General features: G+C 67.2%; 20 protein-coding genes. 12 read left to right on the forward strand and 8 right to left on the reverse strand.

The window, feature by feature from the left end:
• Positions 1-130 precede the first annotated feature (130 nt).
• Positions 131-1,255 (reverse strand): sulfite oxidase, encoded by a 1,125-nt coding sequence (locus ABCR94_RS36105; protein ID WP_347125438.1) that lies wholly within the window; start codon positions 1,253-1,255, stop codon positions 131-133.
• Between the two features lie 215 nt (positions 1,256-1,470).
• Between ABCR94_RS36105 and ABCR94_RS36110 the strand changes: the two genes are divergently transcribed.
• Positions 1,471-2,850, forward strand: a complete 1,380-nt coding sequence (locus tag ABCR94_RS36110; RefSeq protein WP_347125440.1) for an FAD-binding oxidoreductase — start codon at positions 1,471-1,473, stop codon at positions 2,848-2,850.
• A gap of 64 nt (positions 2,851-2,914) precedes the next feature.
• Here ABCR94_RS36110 and ABCR94_RS36115 read toward each other — a convergent pair whose 3' ends face one another.
• On the reverse strand, positions 2,915-3,478 hold the full coding sequence (locus ABCR94_RS36115) for a hypothetical protein (protein ID WP_347125542.1): 564 nt from the start codon (positions 3,476-3,478) through the stop codon (positions 2,915-2,917).
• Positions 3,479-3,594: 116 nt separating this feature from the next.
• Between ABCR94_RS36115 and hemL the strand changes: the two genes are divergently transcribed.
• The 7 genes from hemL (at position 3,595) to ccsB (ending at position 11,314) form a co-directional block, all read left to right on the forward strand.
• A complete protein-coding gene (gene hemL, locus ABCR94_RS36120) occupies positions 3,595-4,911 on the forward strand; it encodes a glutamate-1-semialdehyde 2,1-aminomutase (protein ID WP_347125442.1) in 1,317 nt (438 codons plus the stop codon).
• A complete protein-coding gene (locus ABCR94_RS36125; RefSeq protein ID WP_347125444.1) occupies positions 4,908-5,606 on the forward strand; it encodes a histidine phosphatase family protein in 699 nt (232 codons plus the stop codon). Before hemL ends, ABCR94_RS36125 begins: the two co-directional genes overlap by 4 nt.
• Before the next feature lie 216 nt (positions 5,607-5,822).
• Positions 5,823-7,055: a polysaccharide deacetylase family protein gene (locus tag ABCR94_RS36130; RefSeq protein ID WP_347125446.1), complete on the forward strand. Its 1,233-nt coding sequence runs from the start codon at positions 5,823-5,825 to the stop codon at positions 7,053-7,055.
• Between the two features lie 67 nt (positions 7,056-7,122).
• Positions 7,123-7,746, forward strand: coding sequence for a TlpA family protein disulfide reductase (locus tag ABCR94_RS36135; protein ID WP_347125448.1), 624 nt, complete (start codon positions 7,123-7,125; stop codon positions 7,744-7,746).
• A 4-nt stretch (positions 7,747-7,750) separates the two neighbouring features.
• The gene (locus tag ABCR94_RS36140; RefSeq protein ID WP_347125450.1) at positions 7,751-8,518 is read left to right on the forward strand and encodes a cytochrome c biogenesis CcdA family protein; all 768 of its coding nucleotides are present in this window, start codon (positions 7,751-7,753) and stop codon (positions 8,516-8,518) included.
• A 4-nt stretch (positions 8,519-8,522) separates the two neighbouring features.
• Positions 8,523-10,241 (forward strand): cytochrome c biogenesis protein ResB, encoded by a 1,719-nt coding sequence (gene resB / locus ABCR94_RS36145; protein ID WP_347125452.1) that lies wholly within the window; start codon positions 8,523-8,525, stop codon positions 10,239-10,241.
• Positions 10,238-11,314 carry a c-type cytochrome biogenesis protein CcsB gene (gene ccsB / locus ABCR94_RS36150; RefSeq protein WP_347125454.1) on the forward strand — a complete coding sequence of 359 codons (1,077 nt, stop codon included), beginning with the start codon at positions 10,238-10,240 and terminating at the stop codon, positions 11,312-11,314. Before resB ends, ccsB begins: the two co-directional genes overlap by 4 nt.
• Positions 11,315-11,408: 94 nt before the next feature.
• Here ccsB and ABCR94_RS36155 read toward each other — a convergent pair whose 3' ends face one another.
• The 3 genes from ABCR94_RS36155 to ABCR94_RS36165 all read right to left on the reverse strand — a co-directional run bounded on the left by ABCR94_RS36155 (position 11,409) and on the right by ABCR94_RS36165 (position 13,533).
• Positions 11,409-12,380: an isopenicillin N synthase family dioxygenase gene (locus ABCR94_RS36155; RefSeq protein WP_347125456.1), complete on the reverse strand. Its 972-nt coding sequence runs from the start codon at positions 12,378-12,380 to the stop codon at positions 11,409-11,411.
• A gap of 105 nt (positions 12,381-12,485) precedes the next feature.
• A complete protein-coding gene (locus ABCR94_RS36160; RefSeq protein ID WP_521978607.1) occupies positions 12,486-12,680 on the reverse strand; it encodes a DUF397 domain-containing protein in 195 nt (64 codons plus the stop codon).
• Complete coding sequence (locus ABCR94_RS36165; protein WP_347125460.1) at positions 12,646-13,533, reverse strand: helix-turn-helix domain-containing protein; 888 nt, start codon at positions 13,531-13,533, stop codon at positions 12,646-12,648. The genes ABCR94_RS36160 and ABCR94_RS36165 overlap by 35 nt, the downstream gene beginning before the upstream one ends.
• A 307-nt stretch (positions 13,534-13,840) precedes the next feature.
• On the opposite strand from ABCR94_RS36165, the gene ABCR94_RS36170 reads away from it, so the two are divergent.
• The 3 genes from ABCR94_RS36170 (at position 13,841) to ABCR94_RS36180 (ending at position 15,274) form a co-directional block, all read left to right on the forward strand.
• Entirely contained in the window at positions 13,841-14,323 is a 483-nt protein-coding gene (locus ABCR94_RS36170; RefSeq protein ID WP_521978609.1) for an IS5 family transposase, read from the forward strand.
• Positions 14,324-14,474: 151 nt separating this feature from the next.
• Positions 14,475-14,720, forward strand: a complete 246-nt coding sequence (locus ABCR94_RS39325; RefSeq protein ID WP_521978633.1) for a hypothetical protein — start codon at positions 14,475-14,477, stop codon at positions 14,718-14,720.
• A gap of 179 nt (positions 14,721-14,899) precedes the next feature.
• Positions 14,900-15,274 carry an ATP-binding protein gene (locus ABCR94_RS36180; RefSeq protein WP_347125462.1) on the forward strand — a complete coding sequence of 125 codons (375 nt, stop codon included), beginning with the start codon at positions 14,900-14,902 and terminating at the stop codon, positions 15,272-15,274.
• A 55-nt stretch (positions 15,275-15,329) separates the two neighbouring features.
• On the opposite strand, the gene ABCR94_RS36185 is transcribed toward ABCR94_RS36180, so the two are convergent.
• The gene (locus ABCR94_RS36185) at positions 15,330-15,473 is read right to left on the reverse strand and encodes a hypothetical protein (protein ID WP_521978611.1); all 144 of its coding nucleotides are present in this window, start codon (positions 15,471-15,473) and stop codon (positions 15,330-15,332) included.
• A 241-nt stretch (positions 15,474-15,714) separates the two neighbouring features.
• Between ABCR94_RS36185 and ABCR94_RS36190 the strand changes: the two genes are divergently transcribed.
• On the forward strand, positions 15,715-16,347 hold the full coding sequence (locus ABCR94_RS36190) for a peptidase inhibitor family I36 protein (protein WP_347125464.1): 633 nt from the start codon (positions 15,715-15,717) through the stop codon (positions 16,345-16,347).
• A gap of 59 nt (positions 16,348-16,406) precedes the next feature.
• On the opposite strand, the gene ABCR94_RS36195 is transcribed toward ABCR94_RS36190, so the two are convergent.
• Together ABCR94_RS36195 and ABCR94_RS36200 are read right to left on the reverse strand one after the other, a co-directional pair.
• Positions 16,407-17,378: a hypothetical protein gene (locus tag ABCR94_RS36195; RefSeq protein WP_347125466.1), complete on the reverse strand. Its 972-nt coding sequence runs from the start codon at positions 17,376-17,378 to the stop codon at positions 16,407-16,409.
• Positions 17,371-17,907, reverse strand: coding sequence for an RNA polymerase sigma factor (locus ABCR94_RS36200; RefSeq protein ID WP_347125468.1), 537 nt, complete (start codon positions 17,905-17,907; stop codon positions 17,371-17,373). Before ABCR94_RS36200 ends, ABCR94_RS36195 begins: the two co-directional genes overlap by 8 nt.
• Positions 17,908-18,273: the final 366 nt, after the last annotated feature.

The raw sequence follows: 18,273 nt of genomic DNA on the forward strand, positions 1-18,273 counted from the left end.
GCGTCAAATGTCCTGAACGTGCCGGGGACCTCTGATGCGCGAATCGACTGCTGCTCTGCATGTGAATGGTGTGGCTGTGGCCCAGTATTCGTACGTGACCTGAATTCGTTGAATTCGCGTCTTCCTGGTGTCAGCCGTCCTGCGGGCAGAGGACGGAGATCTGTTGGACGAGGTTGTTGCCGAAGCCGCCGCGGTTCCACGGCTGGGCGAGGGGCTGGGTGTTGCCCTCGGCATCGGTGGCGCGGGCGCTGAGCACATGGCTGCCGGGTGCCGCCGTCCAGGACGCCTGCCACTGCCGCCAGGCCCAGCCGTGTTCGTCCGGCGAAGCGAGCGTTGCCGCACTCCAGGAGCGTCCGCCGTCCGTGCTCACCTCGACCGTCGTGACAGGGGCGTACCCGGACCAGGCCCGGCCCTCCAGCAGTACCCGGCCGGGTCGCACGACGCGGGTCCTGGACATGAAGTCCGGGAACCCGGGCGGGATCATCAGCGCGCGCGGGGAGATCCGGGTGACCGGCTCGCCCGGATCGTCGGCCTCCTGCCGGTAGCGGTAGGCCACCGCCTGCTGGAATCCGGTGAACGGGGTGTCGGTGAGCGTGATCTCGCGAAGCCACTTCACGTGTGCCATGCCGTACCAGCCGGGAACCACCAGCCGCAGGGGATGGCCGTGCTGGGGTGGCATGGGCCCGCCATTCATGCCGTACGCCACCAGCACCTCCGGATACGGATCGCTGCCGGCGGCCACCGTCAGCGGCAGACTCCGCTGGTAGTCTTGCTCGACGCCGCGCTCGACACCGTGGTCGGCTCCGCTGAAGACGGCCTCGACGGCATCCGGCTCCACCCCGGCCTCGGCGAGCAGCAAGCGCAGCGGCACCCCGGTCCACTCGGCTGTTCCGACCGCCTCGACCAGCCACGGCTGGCTCACCGGCCGTGGCGTGAGCCGCGCCCGGCCGTTGCCCGCGCACTCCATCGTCACGCGGTGGGTGACGGCCGGGAACGACCGCAGGGTCTCTATGTCCAGCGTCAGCGGTGTCCGGACCCGGCCGCCCACGGTGAGCCGCCAGTCGTCGGCCCGGGCGGCGGGGATGTCGTAATGGATCAGTACGTAATGCAGTCCGGGCGGGGTGAGGTCGTAACGCAGGGCCTCCAGCGGCAGACCGTGGTTACGGGCCGCGAGTGCGAGTTCCTCCAGACTGATCCCGTCGGCGGGGTCCGCGAGGCGTCCTGGTGGGCTGATGTCGCCAATGCGTCCATCCATGACCTCATGGTGCTCTCCCGGCCGGGCTCGGGCACCTGGTGGAATTGCGAGGCTCTCCGACCGGCGGGATGCTGGATATGTCAGCCTTTGCGGCGTCCGATTCCCGTGCCGCTGATGGGAGCGTCAGAGCGTCGGCGCACCACCGCTCGCCGGCGGCCCAGCAGGGGATAGGCGGCCGGGTGGGAAGCGGTCCGCGTCCCGTCAAGGAGATGGCCATGGACGTCAGCACTCTGGAAGCGATGAGGACCGCGCTGCGCGGTCCGGTCATCGGCCCGCAGGACCCGGAGTACACCGAGGCTCGCAAGATCTACAACGCGATGATCGACAGGCGCCCGGCCGCCATCGTGCGGTGCGCGGACGCGGCGGACGTCATGGCCGCGGTCGATTTCATCCGCGACCACGGTCTCGAACTCGCCGTCCGGGGCGGCGGACACAGTGGTGCCGGCCAGTGCCTGGTCGATGGCGGCGTCACCATCGACCTGTCGCCGATGCGCTGGGTGCGCGTCGACCCTGCCGCGAAGACAGCCTGGGTCGGTGGCGGCAGTACGCTCGGCGACCTCGACCACGCCGCCCATGCCTTCGGTCTGGCCACCCCGGCCGGCATCATGTCGACGACGGGCGTCGGGGGCCTCACCCTCGGGGGCGGGCACGGCCATCTCACCCGCAAGTACGGTCTGACGGTGGACAACCTGCTGGCCGCGGACGTGGTACTCGCCGACGGCAGCTTCGTCACCGCGAGCGAGACCGAGCACCCGGACCTGTTCTGGGCACTGCGCGGCGGCGGCGGGAACTTCGGCATCGCCACCTCGTTCAGCTTCCGGCTGCACCCGGTGCACACCGTGGGTCTCGCGGTCACCTTGTGGCCGGTCGACCACATCCGCGAAGTGCTGCGGTGGTATCGCGACTTCCTGCCGCAGGCGTCCGAGGACCTGAACGGCTTCTTCGCGGTGCTCGCGGTTCCGCCCGGTCCCCCATTCCCGGAAGAGATACACGGCCACAAGATGTGCGGCGTCGTGTGGTGCTGGACGGGCGACCCGGGCCGCACCGAGGAGGCTCTGACGCCCGTGAACGAAGCAGGCCCGCCGGCCTTCCACTTCACGGCACCGATGCCGTACCCCATGCTGCAGAGCATGTTCGACGAGCTGATACCCGCCGGCCTCCAGTGGTACTGGCGCGGGGACTTCTTCGACCGGATCACGGATGAAGCCATCGAGGTGCACGCCAAATACGCCGAGAACCTCCCCACCGACCTGTCGACCATGCACCTCTACCCGGTCGACGGGGCCGCCCACCGTGTCGGCCAGGGGGACACCGCGTGGTCCTACCGGGACGCTGTCTGGTCCGGCATCATCGGCGGCGTCGACCCCGACCCGGCCAACGCCGAGACCGTCAAGCAGTGGTGCGTCGACTACTGGGCGGAGCTGCACCCGCACTCCATGGGCGGTGGCTACGTGAACTTCCTCGGTGCGGGCGAGAGCCAGGACCGGGTCAAAGCCACCTACCGTGGCCACTACGACAGGCTCGCGGCAGTCAAGCGAACCTACGACCCGAACAACCTCTTCCACGCCAACCAGAACATCGCGCCGGCCCAGTAACCACCGACCGCACCGGTCCCGGAAGACCTCTGAAGAGGACCATCGAAACCCCGAAAACCCCAGGTCAGGGCCAGACCAGACAATAGGGCTGATGCCCCGCCTCATGCAGCCGATGGCTGAAGTCCTGCCATTCGTGCAGCAGTTGGTACACGTAGTACGCGTCCCGCGGCCCCCCGCGATCCGGCACCGTCGACCAGATGAAGGCCGCCGCGCCCACCGACTCCTCGCCGATGCCGCGCAGCGGGTCGACGACCGTCATGGGGAGCTTGACCACCGCGTAGTCGGGGTGCAGGACGACCAGCTCCAGCGGGGGGACCTTGTGCAGCGGTATTCCCTCGATGCCGGTCAGGACCATCGCCGCCACCGTCTCCGGCTTGATCTTGGAGAACATGCCACCCATGCCCAGCTCGTCGCCGCCCAGCTCCTCCGGGCGCATCGAAATGGGCACGCGGGCCGCAGTGGCTCCATCGGGGGCGCCGAAGTACTTGTAGGTCACCCCCACCCGGCCACTCCTGCTTTCCATCCGCGCGTCAGTCATTTTTTCACGGTCCCGACGGTGCCGGCCGCGCTGGGTCCGCTCGGGACCCAGGTCGTCGGTCCCCTCGCCCACTTCGCCACCGCGATACATATCTCCACCCGACCACTCGCGGCCGTGGCCGCGCAACCCGATCATCGTGACAGTGACCTCCCCCACGGATGTGCGGTGAAACACCTGTCCGCAAGTCCGTCCGGGGCTCTGACACCATGGCTTGTGTGAGCTTCCCCTATGACGCCCCAGTTTCGCAGACGCTTTTCGACCGCGCGTCCCTTGTGACGCCCGGAGGCGTGAACTCTCCGGTCCGCGCATTCAAAGCCGTGGGCGGTACGCCCCGGTTCATGGTGTCCGGTGCCGGTCCGTACCTCACCGATGCCGACGGCCGTGAGTACGTCGACCTCGTGTGTTCGTGGGGGCCGATGATCCTCGGCCACGCCCACCCCGAGGTCGTCGCGGCCGTGCAGGAGGCCGTCGCGCGCGGCACGTCCTTCGGTACGCCCGGTGAGGGCGAGGTCACGCTCGCCGAGGAGATCGTCGCCCGGATCGCGCCCGTCGAGCAGGTACGGCTCGTGTCGAGCGGTACCGAAGCGACCATGTCGGCCATCCGTCTCGCCCGCGGTTTCACCGGCCGCGCCAAGGTGGTGAAGTTCGCGGGCTGCTACCACGGCCACGTGGACGCGCTGCTCGCCGCCGCCGGATCGGGTCTCGCGACCTTCGCCCTGCCCGACACGCCGGGTGTCACGGGCGCCCAGACCGGCGACACGGTTGTCCTTCCGTACAACGATCTCGACGCCGTACGAGCAGCCTTCGCCGCGCACCCCGGCGACGTCGCCTGCGTCATCACCGAGGCATCGCCCGGCAACATGGGCGTCGTGCCGCCGGGGGAGGGCTTCAATCAGGGGCTCAAGGACCTGTGCGCCGAAAATGGCGCGTTGTACATCTCCGACGAGGTCATGACGGGCTTCCGTACCAGCAGGGCCGGCTGGTACGGCATCGATGGCGTCGCACCCGACCTGATGACCTTCGGCAAGGTCATGGGCGGCGGCTTCCCCGCCGCCGCGTTCGGCGGTCGCCGGGACGTCATGGCACATCTCGCGCCCGAGGGCCCGGTCTACCAGGCGGGCACCCTCTCCGGTAACCCGGTCGCCACCGCCGCCGGGCTCGCCCAGCTGCGGCTGCTCGACGACGCGGCGTACGCGTTGGTCGACGCGGTGTCCGCGGAGATCCGCGCGCTCGTCACCGGGGCGCTCACCAAGGAGGGCGTCGCCCACCGTGTCCAGACGGCGAGCAATATGTTCTCCGTCTTCTTCACGGCCGACGAGGTCCGCGACTACGACGACGCGAAGAAGCAGGAGGCCTTCCGCTTCACCGCCTTCTTCCACTCGATGCTCGCCGACGGCGTCTATCTGCCGCCCTCGGCCTTCGAGTCGTGGTTCGTCTCGACGGCGCACGACGACCGTGCCGTCGAGCGCATCGCCGCCGCGCTGCCGGCCGCCGCCCGCGCCGCCGCCGAGGTGACCGCATGAGCGAGCCGACCAGCAGGGCGGCGGACGAGCTGACCGTGGTCCACCTGATGCGCCACGGCGAAGTGCACAACCCCGACGGGGTCCTGTACGGCCGCCGCTCCGGCTATCACCTCTCCGATCTTGGCCGGCAGATGGCCGACCGGGTCGCCGAGCACCTGGAGGGCCGCGACATCACCCATGTCGCCGCCTCCCCGCTGGAGCGCGCCCAGGAGACCGCGGCGCCGGTCGCCAAGTCGCACAGCCTGGAGCTGGTCACCGACGACCGGCTGCTCGAAGCGGGCAACGTCTTCGAGGGCAAGACCTTCGGTGTCGGCGACGGCGCGCTACGCAGGCCCGCCAACTGGAAGCACCTGACGAACCCGTTGCGCCCGTCCTGGGGCGAGCCGTACGTCGAGCAGGCCGCCCGGATGATGGCCGCGCTGAACGCCGCGCGCGACGCGGCCCGCGGTCACGAGGCGGTGTGCGTGAGCCATCAGCTGCCGATCTGGACCGTACGCAGCTTCGTCGAGCGCCGGCGGCTGTGGCACGATCCGCGCAGGCGGCAGTGCACGCTGGCCTCGCTCACCACCTTCACCTTCCGGGGCGACAAGATCGTCTCGGTGGGTTACAGCGAGCCGGCCCGCGACCTCGTACCGGCGCATCTGCTGGCCGGGGCGAAGCCCGTCAAGGGACAGGGCAAGGCATTTGGCGCGTAATCGCCGATAGATCTCCGACGGATCGTCGATAGATCGCCGATGGGTGAACGGCAAGCAGCCGGTAAATGGCCGGTAAAAGATCAGCAATATTCGGCCATGACTGAGGAAAAAGTACGCCTGCACCGGAACCTACGTGTTCGTCACGTCATCTCACCCGATGTCCATTTCTATGGACGACGAGTAGGACGAGTAGGGCGAGTTCGGATGGGGGACGGTATGCGCGACATCAGTCGAAGGGGTCTGCTGGGACTGGGAGTTGGGGCGGCGGCCGCGGTCGGGATCGCCGGCTGCGGTGCCTCCGGTTCGGGCTCGGGGCGGCCAGGGTCCGGCAAGGGCGGAGGCGGGGGCGAGCCCGGCAAGGAGCCCGAGATACGCCTCATAGGCGACGGCTCCACCGCCGACACCGGCAAGCAGCCGCACCAGCCCAAGAAGCCCGTCCCCCTGGAGCCCGGCGAGACCCCGCCGCAGTTCGTGATCTTCTCCTGGGACGGTGCGGGCGAGGTCGGCAACGGCCTCTTTCCGCGCTTCCTGAAGGTCGCCAAGGACCACGACGCGGCGATGACCTTCTTCCTCTCCGGCGTCTACCTGCTGCCCGAGTCGAAGAAGGACCTCTACAAGCCGCCGAACAACCCGGTCGGCGCCTCCGACATCGGCTACCTCACCGACGACCACATCAAGGCCACGCTCAAGGGCGTACGCCAGGCCTGGCTCGACGGCCACGAGATAGGCACCCACTTCAACGGGCACTTCTGCGCGGGCTCCGGCTCCGTCGGCAACTGGACGCCCGCCCAGTGGGAGAGCGAGACCGCCCAGGCGAAGTCCTTCGTCACCGAGTGGAAGACCAACAGCGGCTGGACCGACCTCGACCCGCTGCCCTTCGACTACGAGAAGGAGCTCGTCGGCGCCCGTACGCCGTGCCTCCTCGGCCAGGACAACCTCCTGCCGACCGCGAAGAAGCTCGGCTGGCGCTACGACGCCAGCTCGCCCGGCGGCCGTCAGATGTGGCCCGTCAAGCGCAAGGGCCTGTGGGACCTGCCGCTGCAGGCCGTGCCGTTCCCGGGGCATTCCTTCGAGGTGCTCTCGATGGACTACAACATGCTCGCGAACCAGTCGAAGAATTCGACCAAGGGCCCGCCCGCGCGTTACCCGGGATGGAAGCAGGAGGCCGCGGGCGCGTATCTCGCCGGCTTCAAGCGCGCGTACGAGAGCAATCGCGCGCCCTTCTACATCGGCAACCACTTCGAGCAGTGGAACGGCGGCATCTACATGGACGCCGTCGAAGAGGCGATCAAGGGCATGGCCGGGAAGAAGGACGTACGCCTGGTCTCCTTCCGGCAGTTCTGCGACTGGCTCGACGTCCAGGACCCGGCGGTGCTCGCCAAACTGCGTTCCCTCGAAGTCGGCCAGGCACCGACCGGCGGCTGGAAGAGCTTCCTTAGCGCGTCTTGACAAGGGGCTTTACGGGCACCACGGGGGGCGCGGAAGATCACTGGAACGCCCATGCGAAACTTTTCACATGAGCCTTAGCCGCGCCCCCCGCCGCCGCTCGAACCGCACCCGCCACGCTGCCGCGGCGGCGGCCGTCGCGGTCGTCGGCGCGCTGACCCTGTCGGCGTGCGGAGGCGACGGGAGTACGTCGTCGGGCACCGGCGGCGCCAAGTTCGTCACCGGCGACAGCGGTATCTCCACCGTCGCCAAGGGCGACCGGCAGGACGCGCCCAAGCTCGACGGCACGACCCTCGAAGGCAAGAAGCTCGATGTCGGCGACTTCTTGGGCAAGGTCGTCGTCATGAATGTCTGGGGCTCCTGGTGCCCGCCCTGTCGCGCCGAGGCACCGCATTTCTCGAAGGTCGCCAAAGAGACGAAGTCCGACGGCGTCGAGTTCGTGGGGATCAACACCCGCGACGACTCCAAGGGCCCGGCGCTCAAGTTCGAGGAAGATTACGGCGTCGCCTATCCGAGCCTGTACGACCCGATCGGCAAGCTCATTCTGCGCTTCCCCAAGGGCAGCCTGAATCCGCAGGCCATTCCGTCGACGATCGTCATCGACCGGGAGGGCCGGATCGCGGCCCGCACGCTCACCGCCCTCAATGAGAAGAAGCTGCGCCAGATGATCGACCCGTTGATCGCGGAGAAGTGATCCTGTGAGTGTTCTGGCCGCAGCGATCTCCGATCCGAACCCGACGGTTCTGAGCGGTGCACTGCTCCTCGCGGTACCGATCGCAGTCGCCGGCGGTCTCGTCTCCTTCTTCTCGCCCTGTGTGCTGCCGCTCGTCCCCGGCTATCTGTCGTACGTCACCGGCATCAGCGGCACCGACCTCGCGGAGGCCAAGCGCGGCCGGATGGTCGCGGGGGCCTCGCTCTTCGTCCTCGGATTCACCGCCGTGTTCGTCTCCGGCGGGGCGCTCTTCGGCTACTTCGGCTCGACCCTCCAGGAGCACCAGCAGATCCTCTCCAAGGTGCTCGGCGGGCTGATGATCCTGATGGGCATCTTCTTCATGGGCATGATGCCCTGGCTCACCCAGCGCGAATTCCGCTTCCACAAGCGGCCGGTGGCCGGGCTGGTGGGCGCGCCCGTCCTGGGCGCCCTGTTCGGCATCGGCTGGACGCCCTGCATCGGCCCGACACTCGCCGCCGTGCAGACGCTGGCCTTTACCGAGGCGAGCGCGGGGCGCGGGGCGATACTGACCGTCGCGTACTGCCTCGGACTCGGGCTGCCCTTCGTGCTCGCCGCGGTGGCGTTCCGCAAGGCGCTCGGCGCGTTCGGCTGGATGAAGAAGCACTACGCCTGGGTGATGCGCATCGGCGGGCTGATGATGATCGCGACCGGCCTGCTGCTTGTCACCGGCGTCTGGGACAGCCTCGTCCAGGACATGCAAGGCTGGACCAACGGCTTCACGGTGGGGATCTAGTTCCATGAGCAAGACCAAGACAGAGTCCGCGGGCACCTCCGTGGAATCCGACGAGCAGGCAGCCGGGGCCCAGCTGTCGACGGCGCCCCGCGAGGAATCCGTGCTCAGCGGGCCCACGCTCGGCGTGATCGGCTGGGCGCGCTGGTTCTGGCGGCAGCTGACCTCGATGCGGGTGGCGCTGCTGCTGCTCTTCATGCTGTCGCTCGGCTCGATCCCCGGCTCGCTGATCCCGCAGACCAGCGTCGACGAGGGCAAGGTCGCCGACTTCCGCGAGCTGCACAAGACGCTCTCGCCGATCTACGACGACCTGGGCCTGTTCCACGTCTACAGCTCGGTGTGGTTCTCCGCGATCTACCTGCTCCTCTTCATCTCCCTCATCGGCTGCATCGTGCCGCGTACCTGGCAGTTCGTCGGCCAGCTCCGCAGCCGCCCGCCGGCCGCGCCCAAGCGCCTGAACCGGCTGCCCGCGTACACGACCTGGCGCACCGACGCCGAGCCCGAGCAGGTGCGCGAGGCTGCGCTGGCGATGATGAAGAGCCGCCGCTACCGGGCGCACCCGACGGGCGACGCCGTCGCCGCGGAGAAGGGCTACCTCCGCGAGACCGGCAACCTCCTCTTCCACACCGCGCTCATTGTGATGCTGGTGTCGTTCGCCACCGGGCAGCTCTTCAAGTCCGAGGGCGGCAAGCTGGTCGTCGAGGGCGGTGGCTTCGCCAACACGCTCACGCAGTACGACGACTTCAAGTCCGGGACCCTCTTCGACAAGGACCACGACCTGGCGCCCTTCAGCTTCCAGCTGGAGAAGTTCGACGGGACGTACGAGCGCACAGGCCCCCAGCGGGGCACACCCCGTGTCTACGAGGCGCACGTGAAGTACGCGAAGGGTTCGGACGGCCCGGAGAAGAAAGCCGTCATCGAGGTCAACTCGCCGCTGACGGTCGACGGCTCGAAGGTCCACCTCATCGGGCATGGCTACGCGCCGGTCGTCACCGTCAGGGACGGCAAGGGCAAGAAGGTCTTCTCCGGCGCGGTCCCCATGCTGCCGATGGACTCCAACGTCACCTCGTCCGGCGCGGTCAAGATCATGGACGGCTACCGCGACAAGACCGGCAAGAAGGACCAACTGGGCTTCCAGGCCTTCTTCGTACCGACGTTCGCGGGCGCCGGCCAGGGCACGATGCTCTCCCAGTACCCCGGCCTCGACGACCCGCGCCTCGCGCTCAACGCCTTCCACGGCAGCCTCGGCGTCGACGCGGGGCTGGCCCAGAACGTGTACCAGCTCGACAAGCGCAAGATGAAGCCGTTCAAGGACGCCAAGGGCGCGGACCTCAAGCAGCGCCTCGCCCCGGGCGAGACCATGAAGCTGCCGGGCGGCGCGGGCACGGTCACGTTCGAGAAGGACGTGAAGGAGTGGGCGACGTTCCAGATCTCCCAGCAGCCCGGCACCCAGCTGGCGCTGATCGGAGCCGTCGCCGCGATCGCGGGCCTGTCGGGCTCGCTGTTCATCCAGCGGCGCCGGATCTGGATCCGGGCCGCACGCGGCAAGGACGGCGTCACCGTCGTCGAGATGGCGGGACTCGGCCGCAGCGAGTCCACGAAGCTCCCCGAGGAACTGGCCGACCTGGCCGCCAAGCTCAACACCGAGGCGCCGACCGCGCCGAGTGCGCCCCCGGCGCCCGACCCCGCAGATCCTGCTGAACCCGCCGAAGGAGCCCGCGCGTGAATCTCGCGGCCGAGACCAACGAGAACCTCGCCAACATCAGCAATGTGCTGATCTATTCGTCGATGGCCATCTATCTGCTGGCCTTCTTCGCCCACATCGCCGAGTGGGTCCTCGGCAGCCGCAGCAAGGTCGGCCGCACGGCCGCCGCGCTGACGGGCCGGGCGACACCTGCGTCGGCGCAGGCCGCTGCCCCGGCCGCCGGCTCGGTCGCCGTACTCGACAAGCCGCAGGTCGTCACCCGCGCCCCGGCCGGCTCCCGTGACGTCCCGGACGGCCCCGGCGCGGCCGGCGGCACGGAGAAGGGCGACCTCTACGGACGCGTCGCCATCTCCCTGACCGCCCTGGCGTTCCTCATCGAGGCGGGCGGTGTGGTGGCCCGCGCGATGTCGGTGCAGCGCGCGCCGTGGGGCAACATGTACGAGTTCTCGATCACCTTCTCCACAGTGCTCGTCGCGGTCTACCTGATCTTCCTGGCCGCCAAGAAGAACGTCCGCTGGGCGGGCCTGCCGCTGGTCACCACGGTCCTCCTGGACCTGGGCATCGCCACCAAGTGGCTCTACACCGACAGCGACCAGCTGGTCCCGGCGCTCGACTCGTACTGGCTGTGGATCCACGTATCCACCGCGATCTTCTGCGGCGCGGTCTTCTACCTCGGCGCGGTCGGCTCGGTGCTCTACCTCTTCCGCGACTCGTACCAGGCAAAGCTCGCCGACGGCCGCAAGCCCGGCCTGTTCGCCACGTCGGTCCTGGAGCGACTGCCGTCGGCGGCGACGCTGGACAAGTTCGCGTACCGCGTGAACGCGGCCGTCTTCCCGCTGTGGACGTTCACGATCATCGCGGGCGCGATCTGGGCGGGCGACGCGTGGGGCCGCTACTGGGGCTGGGACCCCAAGGAGGTCTGGTCCTTCATCACGTGGGTCGCGTACGCCTGCTACCTGCACGCCCGCGCGACGGCAGGCTGGAAGGGCCGTAAGGCGGCGTACCTGGCGCTGTTCGCGTTCGGCTGCTGGATGTTCAACTACTACGGTGTGAACATCTTCCTGAACGGCAAGCACTCGTACGCGGGCGTCTGACGCGTCCTGATACCGCTGTTTTTCGGCTACCTGGGCCGGTTTCCTGCGACGTGGGTCGCGGGGGACCGGCCTTTTCCGTACGCGCGCGCACTCGCTACGGCGTGACCGCGATCGCGTCCAGTTGCGCGCGCAGGTAGGTGTGCGAGTCGACCGGTTCGTACGCCACCCGCCCGCCCGGCCCCGGGATCGGCGCGACCGTGGTGTGCGGGTCGCACTCGTAGAAATAAACCAGCGACATGAGTTCCTCGGTGGGTACGTCGGCCGGGGGCGGCAGGACCCGGTGGCGGCCCGAGCGCCAGCGGTCGCCCGTCCAACGGGCCATCAGGTCACCGATGTTGACGGTGAATGCGTCGGCGTCGTACGGCGCGTCCTCCCAGCCGCCCTCGTCCGTGAACACTTGCAGGCCGCCCTTGCCGGCCTGGCGGTCGAGGAGGGTGACCGTGCCGAAGTCGGTGTGCGGGCCGATACGGAACTGGCCGGGTTGCGCCTCGCCGACGGTATCCGTCCCCGGATACCAGTTGATGTTGAAGCCCCAGGTGGGGTGCGCGGTGTGCCGGGTGAAGAAGTCCTCGGGGGCGCCCAGGGCGACCGCGAGGAGTTCCAGGAGCTGGTCGGAGAGGGTCCGCAGCTGGGCGAGATACGTCTCGACCAGGCCCTGGAGAGACGGGGATGCCTCGGGCCACCGGTTGGGCAGGAACCACTCCGCGTCCGTCGCGGCGTCCCCGGTCGGCTGGTCCGCCGCGAACGACAGCGACTCCTTGAGGTCGGGCGGCGTCGGGGTCCCCTCCGCGTACCCGTTGGCCTCGGCGCCGGGCCCGAGCCACCCGCGCCCCCCGACCCGTACGGCCAACGGCTCCTTGGCGGCGTACGGCAGCCGGAAGAACTCCCGGGCGGCTTCCCGGATGCGCGTCCCCAGCGTCATGTCCACACCGTGCCCGGTGACCAGCAGGAAGCCGGCCGTCCGCAGGGCCCGGTCGACGGTCACGGCGGTCCGGGCACGGGCGTCCGCGTCGCCGGACAGCCAGGGGCGCAGGTCGACGGTGGGGATACGGGGCGGCTGATCCATGCCGCCCACTCTCCCGGCCACGCCGCACCGGGGTAATGCCCCGGGCCACGAGTGCACTCGACCGGGCGACGGGCTCAGGACCCTGCGGGTGTCAGGGGGCAGGTGTCAGGGAGCGATGAAGTCGTTCTTCACGGCGCCGATGAAGCGGCCCCAGGCGCGGGCGGGCAGCACGAGCGCGGGGCCTTGGGGGACCTTGGAGTCCCGGACGGGGACTGTGCCGGGGAGGCCGTGGGCGACCTCGACGCAGTGGCCGCCGTCACCGTTGCTATGGCTGCTCTTCCGCCAGAGGGCGGCGCTCAAGTCGCCGTGCATACTTGCCATTTCGGTAGTCCTCGGCCGCACTCTCGATCAGGGACAGGGAAGCCTCCGGCGGTAGTGCGGCGGCCCTGAGCCGATCGTAGGCCTTCATGTACTGCTTCACGACTCCCGGGTCGTCGATGACTTGACCGTTGTACATGCCTTCGGTGTACATGAGCGGCGGGGCATCACCGAAGGTCATGAGCCTTGTCGTACCCATCATGAAGGGGTGCGCTCCGGTATTCCACGGAAGGATCTGTGGAATGAATCGGCGCTTCCGGGCTACGGCAGCGATGTGGGCGAGCTGCTCGGCCATCTCGTCGTCAGTGACGAGTGGTTGGTGCAGGATCGACTCGTGCAACACGACCCAGGACTCGGGTCCTTGCGCGTCCTCGAAGAGCCACGCCCGGTCTCTACGTGCCTTGACCTTGGCTGCGGCCTCTTCGTCAGTCCCCATGGGGAACGAGGCTTGGACAACCGCCCGAATGTACGGCTCCAACTGGAGTGGCCCCGGGATCAATGCCGGGCCCCACTCCTCGATCTCCTGGGCGCGTTGCTCCTGTTCCAGGACGTCAGCAAAGTATTCCGCGTGACCGGCCTTGCGCGCCTTCCGTACGTCCTCGCAGCGCCGCGCAAAGAACCCGTCGGTCTTCAGGACCTTGTCGACGTGCACGGCCAGATCGTGCGGCATCCGCCGCTCACCGCGCTCGATCTCGCTTAGGTGGCTGTGCCCGTAGAAGCTCCCCTCGACCAGCTGCTGTTGCGTGAGCCCAGCCTCCTCCCGCTTCCACCGCAATTCCTTGCCGTAGAACGTGGGGACGCCCGCCGAGCCGTCGATTTCTTTACGTCGTGTCATGAGCCCACCGCCATTGATGCGTGCGGCCGTGCCATACCGTGCCGCTGATTCCACAGCTATGTCCGGACAGGCCCCGACACTTCCCGCGAAGAGTCCAACTCCGATCCTCGGAATCGCAGTTCACCATCGGGAGCCCAAACCTCTTTTACGGTACGTCGTCCCGCGTCAAGGTGTGACCGATTCGTCACATAGAGCACACGGAAGGTACTCCCCCCATGACCGACGACGTACGCGACTGTGCGGAACAACTCCGCACCGCGCTAGGGCCTGTTGCGAAAGTGGATCTTGACTGTGAAACGATCACGGTGTGGCGCGTGGAGATCTGACAGACGAACAGTGGGTACGGCTGGAACCGCTCTTGCCGAAGGGCAGTAAGTCCGGCCGACCGCCGATATGGCCCAGGCGGCAGCTGATCAACGGCATACGGTGGCGGACCCGGGCCGGCACGCCGTGGCGGGATGTGCCCGAGCGGTACGGGCCGTGGGACCGGGTCTACGATCTGTTCCGGCGCTGGCAGCGGGACGGCACCTGGAAGCGGATCTTCACCGAACTGCAGGCCCAGGCCGACGCGAAGGACCTGATCACCTGGGATGTGAGTGTCGACTCAACGGTGTGCCGAGCCCCATCAGCACGCCGCCGGTGCGGTGAAAAGGGGGATCTCCAGAAGGAGCCGCCCGGAGGTGTCGAGACCGAGCCGGACGACCACGGGCTCGGGCGCTCACGCGGTGGGGCTGACCACCAAGATTCACCTCGCGGTCGAGCAGGGGGCAAAAACCCATGTCCATCGTGATCACGGCCGGGCAGCGCGGCGATTCCCCGCAGTTCGAACCGGTACTTGAGCGCATCCGGGTACCCCGCAAGGGGCTGGGGCGTCCCCCGCAAACGGCCCCGCCAAAGTCCGCGCCGACAAGGCGTACGGCTCCCGGAAGAATCGCGCCTACCTGCGCAGACGCGGGATCCGCTGCACGATCCCGGAGAAGAAGGACCAGATCCGCAACCGCAGGAAGCTTGGTTCCCGTGGCGGCCGACCGCCGAAGTTCGACAAGGCCGACTACCGCGAACGCCACGCAGTCGAGTGCGGGATCAACCGCCTCAAACGTCACCGGGCCGTCGCCACGAGATACGACAAACTCGCCGTCCGCTACGAAGCCACCATCCTCGTCGCAGCCATCAATGAGTGGCTGTGACCAGCACTTTCGCAACAGGCCCTAGAAGCGAACGGCATTACGCTGCCCTCGCTCGGCATCGACCCGGTGACCTTCGCGGGCAGCTACCCGCCACCCCACGCCGACCTCATCAGCCTCGGCGCCTGCAACACGACCACCGCCCGCAAGCTGACCGAGGCTCTGCTCAAGGCGGCGGCCAGGTGAATCCGTACCCCTTCGAGCTCCGACTGCTCGCGTTCCCCATCGCCGTTCCGCAGCTGCGCCACGCCCTTCGCCTGCACGTGGGCGAACCGTGCCCCGACGTACAGCTCTGCGTCAGCGAACTGCTCAGCAACGTGATCCAGCACCTGGGCGAGGGCATCCCCGTCACGGTGAGCATCACCCGCACCGCCGCTCACCACACCCGAGTGGCGGTCACCGACCCGGACCCGCGAGTCTGGCCCGTACTCCGACAGGCGGCCGACCACGACGAATCCGGGCGCGGCCTGGCCCTCCTGGATGCGGTCGCACTGCGCTGGGGCGTGGAGCAGGGCCCAAGCAGCAAGACGCTGTGGTGCGAACTGGCGGGCTCATAGTGCGACTTGGATACCGTCGACCGCTTCACCACGCTGAAGTAGCAGGCGCTGGCGGCTAAGGATCAACCGTGATCGCGTCGAGTTTGGCGCGCAGGTAGTTGTGCGAGCCGACCGGTTCGTGCGCCACCAACCCATCCGGAGCCGGGATCGGTGCCACCGTGGTGTGCGCCTCGCGCTCATAGAAGTAGACCCGCGACATGAGTTCCTCGGTGGGTACGTCGGCCGGGGGAGGCCGCGCTGAAGTGGACCGGTCGGGGTGCCTGGCTATGTGCCTGAGTGCGGGTTCCGGACCGCCTCCTGTGGCCGCGTACGTCAACCGGCCCGCTGAACGCCAGGTAGGCCTCAGGTGCAGCAGCTTTTAGAACAAATGTGCACAGCTGTCGTTGCGTCAGACTATGATCACGAACTGTGCACATCTGTGCGCCACTTGAGGGGGATGCGTGAAGTTCGGGAAGAGTGTCGCCGTCACTGGCGCGTTGGCCCTGAGTTTGACCATGCTGACGCAGGCGCAGGCAGTCGAACCAGACCAACTGCAGCAAGAGATCGACAGCGTTCTGGCGAAGACTGAGGGCGGCGCCCAGATCAGTCGAAATGAGATCGCCTGGGAAGGCGGGAAGGTCACGATGACCTTCCCGCTGCCGGGTGAGGAAGTTGCCCCGCCGGCCAGTCCAGCTGCGGTTGCACTTCAGGCGAAGATTTCCGGAGTTTCGAGCAGCAAGCTGAACAAAGCGGTCAAGTCTGGCGTAGGCCTGGCCGCTGCCGACAACTGCCCCACCGAGACCTTCGGAAACGACTGGTACTGCTTCTATCAGTACAAGAATTTTGGCGGACGGCGACTGGCTTGGAATGAGGGAAAGCCGGGGGGATGGTACTTCTCCGCGTATGACTTCACAAACACGACGTCTTCCTGGTCAAACAAGGGAGGCATGCCGATTTATGTCTGGGGTCGTAAGAAGACCGGAGACGACACCTCGTGCCTGAAATCGCTGTGGATTGAGTCCGAGCACACGAAGGATGCCCAGGTTGCTGCGAACGTGGATAACCAGGCTGATTGCTTCAGGACCGGTCTCTAAATAGGCGGTCCGTGTAGGTGTGCGCGGAGCGAAAATCTCGACGCACACCTACACCATAGTCATCCCTGCAGGAAGCTGACGTAATTGATCACTGCGGGGGTTTTCACCTTCAGTTGTCCAGGGTTCCCGGTCAGCATCTTCTCGTACGAAAGTAGCTTCCCTGAGTCTTCGTCGATGACGATGGTGTGCTTGGCTGGAAGCCCGGTGCTCGATGATGCAATTGTAAACGCAACTCCCGGCCTGCCTTCCCGGTCAACCGCGGTGCCGCTGTAGGCCAGCCCCTTCCTCTCTGCCAGCACCCGCAACACTGCTGCGCGTTGCTTTGGGGCAAAGTGATTGGTCATTGATTTCTCGATCAGCGACTCAGAGATGAAACCTGCGGTGTCTGCCGGGGAGCGCTGCATCAGCCACTCCCGCATCTGGTTCAGGCCGGATGGGGGCTCGCCCGATGCTTTCTCGCTGCCGCTGACCTGTGTGGGCTCGTCAACCTCCGCCCACTGACTCTCCCAGGCTTCGCGCTGCTCATCGTCCTGGAACTCCGGCTTCTTTGCACGCACTGACCAGGCGAGGTTTCCCTCGGCATCTTTGGTGGTTTCGCGGCGCTCAGGAACCACCGCCGACGTGATCTGCTGTCCGCCGATGCGAGTCTCAAGCGACCAGGTCTCTTGTACGAAACGCTCCTTGCCACCGGCAGGTGCAGCCTCCCGCACGTGCTCTACCTGGCGGGCAATTCGCTCCAACACCGTTGCGGCCGGCACCGGAGCTTGCGAAACGACCTTCAACGGAGGCGGCGTCGCCGCGTAAGCCGACTGTTGAACAGGTGAATCTAGCAGGCCAATACCGACAGCAACTACGCAGGCTGCGGTAGTGACGGCAATGAACAGATTTCTACGTCCGCGACGTGCGCCTGGCGGATTCTGTTGCGGTGTCATCAAGATCCGCTCTAGGAGTGCGTCTTTCTCCGATGGGCTATCACGCTTCATAGTGCGACCCGGGTCAAAGGAACGGAGAAGTTTATCGGCCTCACGCATTCGTATCCTCCCTGACAGAATTTACCGGCCTGCTATCAGAAACAAACAAAAGCTTGGCAAATCGCTTCCTGGCCCGGTGCAGTCGAACTCGTGCAGCTGCAGTCCCGCAATTCAGTACCTTCGCGACTTCAGCCGGCTCAAGGTTCTCCCAGACCGTAAGCCTCAGAACCTCCTGATCGTTAAGGTTCAGCTCGTCGAATGCTCGGGCAAAATCAGCCGCGGCTATCACGTCATCGGCGTGCCCGTCCAGAGCGACTGCAGGCTGCGCCGCCAGAAGTTCCGAGAGGCTGCTGCGGCGCTGTTGCGAACGGCGGTCGTTGGCCAGAGTGCGGCGGGCTACTCCGTACAACCACGGCAGTTGACGGTCTGCGGGAAGCTCGTGAAAACGGCGCCACGCGGTAAGAAATACGTCCGCGACGACATCGGTTACGCTCCCTGGTTGCGCCCGTCTGGCTACGTACGTTTCGATCGCGTCGTAGTGGCGTCGGTACATCGCTGTATACCGTTGCCCTTCATTCATCGAGTCCATCTGCCCTCCGTCATGTATGTGTCCGGCCAGCAGTGCTGCGTTACACCGAGGTCGCAAAAATTTCGGCGCCAACCCCCGTGCTGGCGTCGAGTCGGGCCACTGCGAGTGATCGAAGAGCTGGAGCATCCGCCTGACCTGGCTGAGAGTTTGCCGACACATCTGTCTACGCCAGGTGCGAAGCCGCACCGGGTGACGAATCCCCGAGAGGCCTCAATGATTCCTCAGGGCGGACGCTCAGGCGGGATCAGGGTGCGCTTCGGGGCTCCGGGCCAGGGGGGGAGCGCCGGCCAAGGTCCTCGTGCGCGCCGACTTCGCCCTGCCCGCCCCAAGAGGTAGATCCTCACGCCGAAGGCCCCGAGCCACGAA

Origin of the sequence: Streptomyces changchenzhani (genome assembly GCF_039766235.1) — a bacterium.
Taxonomy (GTDB): domain Bacteria; phylum Actinomycetota; class Actinomycetes; order Streptomycetales; family Streptomycetaceae; genus Streptomyces.